Genomic DNA, 389 nt, shown 5'->3' with positions numbered 1-389 from the left:
CGTCTCCACCTATCCGCAGCTCGGTGCGCTGAACGTGATGCGGCTGGCGAGCCCGTCGTCGGCCATCCTGTCGGCCGTGATCTTCAACGCGCTGATCATCGTCTTCCTGATTCCGCTCGCGCTCAAGGGCGTGCGCTACCGCCCCGTGGGCGCGGCCGCGCTGCTGCGGCGCAACCTGGCCGTGTACGGCCTGGGCGGGCTCGTCGTGCCGTTCATCGGCATCAAGCTCATCGACTGGGCGCTCGTGGCCGTCGGCCTCGTCTGAACGCGTTTTTGCGGAGAACCATCATGGCTTCCTCTTTCCTCGCAACGCCGGCCGCTCCGGCCGTCCCGCCCACCACCGATAGCCCGGACGACGGCGGCGCACCTGTGCTCCGCGGGCCGCTGCT

General features: G+C 69.4%; 1 pseudogene. It reads left to right on the top strand.

Annotated elements, in window-relative coordinates:
• Positions 1 to 265, top strand: a pseudogene (locus tag AC066S_RS39980) (potassium-transporting ATPase subunit B); the annotation flags it as partial.
• Positions 266 to 389: the final 124 nt, after the last annotated feature.

Source organism: Bradyrhizobium sp. CFUWI, assembly GCF_056429085.1.
Note: the sequence above shows the minus strand (reverse complement) of the source record. Positions and strands in the feature narration are given on the sequence as shown.